Origin of the sequence: Streptomyces sp. NPDC059900 (assembly GCF_050270335.1) — a bacterium.
Lineage (GTDB): Bacteria > Actinomycetota > Actinomycetes > Streptomycetales > Streptomycetaceae > Streptomyces.
The window spans coordinates 1-6,820 of record NZ_JBNNJZ010000448.1; the positions used below are offsets into that span (position 1 = coordinate 1).

Consider the following 6,820-nt stretch of genomic DNA (forward strand, 5'->3'; position numbering starts at 1 on the left):
GCCCAGCACCGCCCGCACGCGACCCACCGGATCGCCCTGGGCGCAGCCGGCTGCGGCGGTGCCCAGGGCGATCAGCAGGGGCAGCCGCACCGCCGGGTCCTGCTCCGCGTGCCACCGCTGCAGCAGCACGTCGATGCCCTCGGCGAGCGGCAGGGCTTCCCTGCGCACGGCGGGCACGGGGTCATCGAGCAGCGCCTGGATACGCGGGCGTTGGAGCAGCCATGCCTCGTGCCAGCCCGCGTCCACCGGATCCGGGTCGGCTTCGGCCGCCGCCTTGCAGTTCGCCAGGAGCTGGACGAGGGATATCCGGGCGTCCGCATACGGATCGCCGGCAAGGGCAACGAGGCACGGCAGCATGGCGGTTGCGGCGGGGGCCGCGCGTCCGGTGCTCCGGGAGAGGCAGTCGTGCAGGGGGTAGCAGTCTTCCTCCGTCGCCGCCCTGCCTCGAAGCACCAGGTCACGCAGCGCCTGCCGCAGCCGTTCGCTGGCCGGGCGCCCGAGCGCCGACTCCAGCCGCTGCCACGGCACATCGTCCAGCGCCGCAAGCAGTCTTGCCGCCACCCCAACCCCCGCGATCTCGCGAACCTGATCCCCGAGGCACATCTTGTCATCGCGGCGGAGCGCGCACCCCGCGCGTACATCCCGATGGGGCACTCGCTCCATCGGAACGCTTCCCTGCGGACCAGGACAACCTCAGTAGCCGACAGCCTCCCGAAGCAGCAGGACGGTGCCGCGGCCGGGCTGGTACTCCGCGTTGAGGATCAGCATCCGGTTGACGGCGCTGGGTGACCCGTAGGCCGCCCGGGCGCGGGCGTCCTCCAGCGGGAGGCAGTGCTCCTCGACCCGCCGTAGCGCGGTGTCCAGGTCGGGGACGATCTTCTGTGCGCCGACGACCCAGATGGCGCGGCCCGCGCCGCCTGCCATGCCGGGCAGTTGGCTTCCGCTGCCCGAGGCGATCACGAGAGCGCCGGTCTCGGTGACCGCGTGGACACTGGCCACGATGACGTCGGGAGTGGCGGTCAAGTGCCGGATCTCGTCCGACCGGGTGGCGCGGTCCATGGCCAGGACGCGCGGCTTGACGGCGTCGTAGCGCCCGCTGTCGTTGAGGTCCTCGTCGATGCCCGACAGGCGGAGGGTCTCGCTGGCCCCGGTGAAGACGCCGGTACCCTCGGGGACCAGATCCTCGATGCGGGCGCGCGCCTCGGCGACCCCTTCCAGGATCTCCACGGTGAAGCCGTGCGCCGTCAGCGCGGCGGCCGCCCGCTCCAGGCGCTCCCCGGACGCCGGGTCGCTGAAAGGTGTCGCCGGCGTGGAGGTGGTCGTTGCGGTGGTCACGATGGGCACTCCTTGCTCACGGGATGATCTGTGCGCTTCCGTAGCTTCGACACGACAGCCCCCGCAAATGTCAGGCCGCGCACCGACCTGACATCCCGCCGGGCTGTCTTGTCGTAAGGGGGAGAGCAGCAACGATCGAGGGGGCGCCCGCACCATGACCACACCGTCCGACCCGAGCCTGGACATCCTCATCAGCGAGCGGCGCCACCTGCTCAATCTCGCCTACCGGCTGCTGGGCTCCCTCACCGAAGCCGAGGACGCCGTCCAGGAGACCTACACCCGCTGGTACGCCCTGTCCCGGGCCCAGCAGGACGCCATCAGATCACCCGGCGCCTGGCTGACGACGGTCGCCAGCCGTATCTGCCTCAACCTGCTCGGCTCGGCACGGGCCAGGCGGGAGACGTACGTGGGGGAGTGGCTCCCCGAGCCGCTGCCCGGACGCTCGGAGTGGATCGGCGGACCCGCGGGCGGCGCGGCCGTCGATCCGGCCGACCGCGTCACCCTGGAGGAGTCGGTCAATCTGGCCTTCCTGGTCGTGCTCGAAGCGATGACCCCGGCCGAACGCGTCGCATTCATCCTGCACGACGTGTTCTGCCACTCCTTCGCCGAGGTGGCCGAGATCGTCGGCCGTACCCCGGCGGCCTGCCGCCAACTGGCCTCATCGGCCCGCCGGCGCGTACGGGAATCCCGACCCGACACGAGCGCACCCTCGATCCCGCCAGGCCAACGCACTGGCGTCGTAAGGGACTTCAAGCGGGCATGGGAAACCGGGGATATCGACGCCCTGCTCGGTCTGCTCGACCCGGCCGCCACCGCGGTCGCCGACGGCGGGGGCCTGGCCGCCGCCTTCCCGGACCCGATCGAGGGCGGAGAGCAGATCGCCCGCACCTGGATGGAGCTCGCCCGACGGAAGCCCGGGACCATGACATTCGCGGAGCGCACGGTCAACGGCCAGCCCGGTTTGGTGGCCGAGCAGGACGGCGCCGTGGTGACGGTGTTCGCCTTCGAGATCGCGGGCGACCGGATCACGCACATCTGGGTGGTGCGCAACCCGGAAAAGCTCGGCCGCTGGGTGCAGGGCTGAGGCGGGGATCGTGCTCTGCGGGGCGGCGGCTAGCCTGCGGGCATGGCGATAACGGGGAAGCGGCGGGTGCTGTACCGGCAGGGCACCGGATTCTGGCGGATGACGGCGAAGTGGGGCGTGGTCTTCGGGGTTTTGTACCTGCTGGACGGCGGGCTGTTGCGGTCATGGGGCGACGCGCTGGTCTGGCCGATGATCGGGATCCTGTTGTGGGCGCCGTTCGGGGTCGGTGTCGTCTGGTATCCGAAGAAGGACCAGCGGGTCGAGCTGACGTCACGTGAACTGCGCGTGCGTCGCAAGCGGTTGCCGATGGAGAAGGTCAACCTGCTGCACGTGGCACGGCTGTGGCTGGAGGGGCGCTCGACCGCGGACGACCAGCCGGTGTCGGAGTGGATCCGGTTCGACCGGGTGGTGTGGGTGCCGCTGCACGATGGCCGGGCGTTCGGCGTGGAGTTCCGCGACCCGGCCGCCTTCGCCAAGGTTTTCGGGGCCTTCGCGGTCGAGGCGTGCGGCGGGCCGGACATCGTACGCGCGAAGGCCGCCACGCAGACCTACCCCGATCCGCGCCCGATGCGCCCCCGCCCCGCCGCCGACGGCGGCTCCTGGCCGGACCTCCTGGACATCTTCAACTGAGCGCCTGGAGAGTTTTGTTGGGGCCAGCGGCTCGTGAGGTGCGCGTTGGGCCACGCAGCGCTGGCGCCGTCGGCCCGCCCCGAGGCCCGAAGAAGGCACCGTGCCCCTTCGGCCCCTGCAGGATCTCGGCGGTGATGCCAATCGATGGAGACCCACTTCTCAGCGGCAGCGCGAGCAAGTTGAGGGTCGGCCGGGGCGAGTCCCCCCGGCCGACCTGCCTCCGCCCGAAGGCGGCGTGCTCAGCAGCCGACACCCCCGTACTCCCTGCTGCTCTGCACGCCAAAGACTCCCCGGGCGACACCCGGCGCCTCATCAAAACCAGGAGACCGCGGACGAAATCCCGGGCGGGCCTACCGACTACCGGCCAAGGAGCCGGTGACTCACTCCAGCCAGGTGCCGACCACCCGGTCGCCCAGGTTGCACCAGGCGGTGCTCTTCGCGGGCGCCCAGACCCAAGGCCCGTAGTGGACGTAGCGGTAACCGCCCAGGGTCTCGCACCTGATCGCCTGGCGGTAGCGCCCCGAGTCGCACCAACCGCTGTTGCCGTAGTGGCCCCCGCTGCCGCGCTCCGGCTGGCCCCAGCACGCCTGTGCCCGGGAGTTGGCGGACGCCGGTACAGCGGACGCTGATGAGCCGCTGTCCGCTGCGGCGCTCGGCGCCAGGGTTATTGCTGCCCCCAGGGCCAGCGCCGTCGAGGCCACTGCCCTTGCCGTACGACCTTTGATCATGCAGATCCCCCTATGGGTAGCGAGTTGTGACGTGGCGCTGCGGTCGAGCGAGCGCGTGCCCCAACCTAGGGATCGGCCGGGGGCCGCCGCCAAGGTTTCGATGACCGTCGAAACGTGCCCGCCCACGGGGGATTTCCCCTGGTTGCGGGCATGGGTCGGACCGTCAGTTGTGCGGACTGCGGCCCAGCAGGGCGATGCCCAGTGACGTGATCGTGTGCAGGACCGCCTTGCCTTCGCGGTGAGTGGTGACCAGGCGGGCGTTGCGCAGCACCGTCGCGTGGTGGCTCGCGGTCGCGGGCGAGATGTTCAGGCGCCGGGCCAGCTCCGTAGTACCGCATCCGCCGACCGCCGTCCTGAGCACGGCCGCCCTGGTGCGGCCGAGGAGGTCGTCCAGTGACAAGGCGGTGGGCTCGCCGACGCCCTCCCACAGCGAGGTTTCGGGCGAGGCCCCGCGCAGGGCGGGGACGGCCAGCACGGGTGCCCGGTCCGGGTCCAGGGACGGCTGCAGGAGTTCGACTTGCTGGGTGGAGAAAAGCGTCGGCGCGATCACGAGACCCCGCCCGTTGAGGTGGAGGTCTGCATCGCGCGGGTGGGCCACTTCGAGCACGGGCGGCCGCCAGCGGACCAACGGAACACAGAGAGCGGCCAGGAGTTGCTCCACGCCGCCGTCGGCCATCGTGTCCACGTACCCGGCCCGGACGTCGTTGAGATGGGTTCGGATCCTGCTCCAGTAAGGGGCGACGGTCACGCTGTGGCAGGCCCGCAGGGCCGCCGCCACCTGGAGGCGGACTTCACGGTCGCCGTCCATCAGGGCGCTGGCCCAGGGCCGGTCTGCGGGGCGGAAGTCGATGTGCTCCAGTTCCAGGCGCATCAGGGCGCGGGGAGCGGACATCAGGTTGTCCACCGCCTCGTCTACGGATGCCGTGTCTCCCAGCAGGCTCATCGCGTCGACCAGCGGGCCGCGCCCGGGGAGCAACGCCGCGAGCGGGCCCGCCTGTTCGCCCAGCCGGCCGCGGACCGAGACATGCCAGCGGCGGAAGGCGAGACTGCTGTCGCGGTCCTTGAGCAGCTTGACGCTGTCGAACGTCTCCGCCGCCACGCCGATCGTCGTGGCCACGCGGGTCCGCGCCAGGTCCTGTGCCGTGAAGTGAATGCGTTTCACCGACCGCCCCGTCCTGCGCGTCACTGTCTGGCCCACAGCAGTCTCAGTTCCCTGCGGGCGCCGCGCAATGACGCGGTGATCAATCAGGCCAGGGGCGGTCGGCCCGTGCCGGGAGTCATGCCGGGGCGTCCGGCGGGAGGCTCTGCGGCAGGCCGAGGCGCGGGAACTGGTCGTCGTGGAACGTGGTGATCTCGGTGATGGCCCCGTGGGCGATGCGCAATACGTCGATGGTCAGCGGCAGGTACGCGTCGCCTTGCTTCTGCTGGTGGTAGAAGGCGAGAGCGGGCTGCCGGTTCACGGACGTCGGGACGGCACGCAGGTGCTGCATGTCCTGGAAGCCGCTTGCGGTCCAGTAGTCGACCACCGCTGCGCGGCCGGCGTAGAGGCCGGGGGTGGGCGGCATGGAGGTGCGCACGTCGTCGTGCAGGAGCGCGGCGAGGGCGTCGATGTCGGTGGCCAGGCTGGCGTCGGTGTAGCGGCGCACGATCGCGCGCGTCCCGTTGTCCTGTTCGCTGCCGGTCCAGTCCTGGCGCTGGGCGGGCAGGTGCTCGCGCAGTCCGGCCCGGGCCCGCTGCAGTGCGCTGTTCACGGAGTTGACGGAATCGCCGAGCAGATCGGCGACATCCTTGGCGGGCCAGCCCAGTACGTCGCGCAGGATCAGTACGGCGCGTGGACGCGGGGCGAGGTGCTGGACGGCGACCACATAGGCCAGCTCGATGGTCTCGCGCGCGAGGGCCAGGGTCTCCGGCTCGTCCGCGTCGTCGGCGGGCAGTTCGTCCAGGAGCCGGTCGGGGTAGGGCTGCAGCCAGAGCACTTCGCCGCCGGTGGCGGCCTTGGGGCGGCGCTTGGCCAGCAGGTCCAGGCTGGCGTTGGTGGCGATCCCGTACAGCCAGGCCCGGAACGTCGAGCGGCCCTCGAAGGTCTCCCGCCGCCGCCAGGCCCGCAGGAACGTCTCCTGCACGGTGTCCTCGGCGTCCTCGAACGAGCCGAGCATCCGGTAGCAGTGCACGTGCAGTTCCCGCCGGTGCCGCTCGGCCCGGGCGGAGAACGCCGGCTCGTCGACTTCGCCCGGACCGCTCGTTCCCGGACCGCTCCCGCCGGGCTGCTCCAGCCGCGTGTTGGCACTCATGGCGTCATCCTTCCATCGCGTGGTGTCCCGTCGTAGGTGTGACGGGTGTGGGCGCGATAACTCATCACTCGGGGGCCGCCAGGGTCTGCGCGTTCGCTCCCACGAGCGGGTGCCGGCCTGCCGGGCATCCGGCACTGCTAACCGGAGCAGTGTTCCGTATTATTCGGAACGTTGCTCCGCTTACAAGGCGGGTGCAGTGAAGACCGGAACGCAAAGGACAGATGACTGATGAGCAGTGCTCCCGCCACAACCGATACCCCGATCGTGCAGGCCCTGGACGGTGTCGTCGGCGCCGGTGACCGTGTCGTATCCGTCGCCCCGGTCGCGCTGGACGCCCCCGGCCGGGCGGTTCCGCTCGAAGTGCGGGTCTCCGCCCCGGCGACGGGGGAGAACCTGCCGGTGCTGCTGTTCTCCCACGGCAACGGCTGGCCTCTGGACGGATACGCTCCGCTGACCGCGTTCTGGGCAGCGCAGGGTTTTGTCGTGGTGCAGCCGACCCACCTCGACTCCCGCCGCAACGGCATCGGCCTGGACAACCCGGTGTTCGGGCAGATCTGGACCGAACGGCGCGACGACCTGCAGCGCATTCTCGACCAGTTCGCCGCCGTCGAAGCAGCCGTACCGGGGCTGGCCGGGCGGGTGGACCGGGACCAGGTGGTGGTCGCCGGACACTCCTGGGGCGCGCAGACGGTGCAGATGCTGCTCGGCGCCCGCATCCTCGACGCATCCGGACACCCCGGTGAGGACTACGC

At 71.1% G+C, this 6,820-nt stretch carries 8 protein-coding genes; 3 read left to right on the forward strand and 5 right to left on the reverse strand.

Going from position 1 to position 6,820, the window contains the following annotated elements:
* On the reverse strand, window positions 1–561 hold a 561-nt coding region (locus ACQKIP_RS35660; RefSeq protein ID WP_427745090.1), incomplete at its 3' end, for a hypothetical protein.
* Between the two features lie 132 nt (window positions 562–693).
* On the reverse strand, window positions 694–1,335 hold the full coding sequence (locus ACQKIP_RS35665) for an LUD domain-containing protein (protein ID WP_365867301.1): 642 nt from the start codon (window positions 1,333–1,335) through the stop codon (window positions 694–696).
* Between the two features lie 154 nt (window positions 1,336–1,489).
* Here ACQKIP_RS35665 and sigJ point away from each other — a divergent pair, with 154 nt between their 5' ends.
* Both sigJ and ACQKIP_RS35675 read left to right on the forward strand, forming a co-directional pair.
* Window positions 1,490–2,419 carry an RNA polymerase sigma factor SigJ gene (sigJ, locus tag ACQKIP_RS35670; RefSeq protein ID WP_365867300.1) on the forward strand — a complete coding sequence of 310 codons (930 nt, stop codon included), beginning with the start codon at window positions 1,490–1,492 and terminating at the stop codon, window positions 2,417–2,419.
* Window positions 2,420–2,461: 42 nt separating this feature from the next.
* Complete coding sequence (locus ACQKIP_RS35675; protein ID WP_365867298.1) at window positions 2,462–3,049, forward strand: hypothetical protein; 588 nt, start codon at window positions 2,462–2,464, stop codon at window positions 3,047–3,049.
* A gap of 380 nt (window positions 3,050–3,429) precedes the next feature.
* Here ACQKIP_RS35675 and ACQKIP_RS35680 read toward each other — a convergent pair whose 3' ends face one another.
* The 3 genes from ACQKIP_RS35680 to ACQKIP_RS35690 form a co-directional block, all read right to left on the reverse strand.
* On the reverse strand, window positions 3,430–3,777 hold the full coding sequence (locus ACQKIP_RS35680; RefSeq protein ID WP_365867296.1) for a hypothetical protein: 348 nt from the start codon (window positions 3,775–3,777) through the stop codon (window positions 3,430–3,432).
* Window positions 3,778–3,940: 163 nt separating this feature from the next.
* Window positions 3,941–4,939, reverse strand: a complete 999-nt coding sequence (locus ACQKIP_RS35685) for an ArsR/SmtB family transcription factor (RefSeq protein WP_365867295.1) — start codon at window positions 4,937–4,939, stop codon at window positions 3,941–3,943.
* A 115-nt stretch (window positions 4,940–5,054) separates the two neighbouring features.
* A complete protein-coding gene (locus ACQKIP_RS35690; protein ID WP_365867293.1) occupies window positions 5,055–6,068 on the reverse strand; it encodes an RNA polymerase subunit sigma-70 in 1,014 nt (337 codons plus the stop codon).
* Between the two features lie 228 nt (window positions 6,069–6,296).
* Here ACQKIP_RS35690 and ACQKIP_RS35695 point away from each other — a divergent pair.
* On the forward strand, window positions 6,297–6,820 hold a 524-nt coding region (locus tag ACQKIP_RS35695), incomplete at its 3' end, for an alpha/beta hydrolase family protein (protein ID WP_427745091.1).

Excerpts from the sequence above, each read along its gene's own strand:
- ACQKIP_RS35690 (WP_365867293.1), bottom strand. The coding sequence starts at position 6,068 with ATGAGTGCCAACACGCGGCTGGAGCAGCCCGGCGGGAGCGGTCCGGGA.
- sigJ (WP_365867300.1), top strand. The coding sequence starts at position 1,490 with ATGACCACACCGTCCGACCCGAGCCTGGACATCCTCATCAGCGAGCGG.
- ACQKIP_RS35675 (WP_365867298.1), top strand. The coding sequence starts at position 2,462 with ATGGCGATAACGGGGAAGCGGCGGGTGCTGTACCGGCAGGGCACCGGA.
- ACQKIP_RS35680 (WP_365867296.1), bottom strand. The coding sequence starts at position 3,777 with ATGATCAAAGGTCGTACGGCAAGGGCAGTGGCCTCGACGGCGCTGGCC.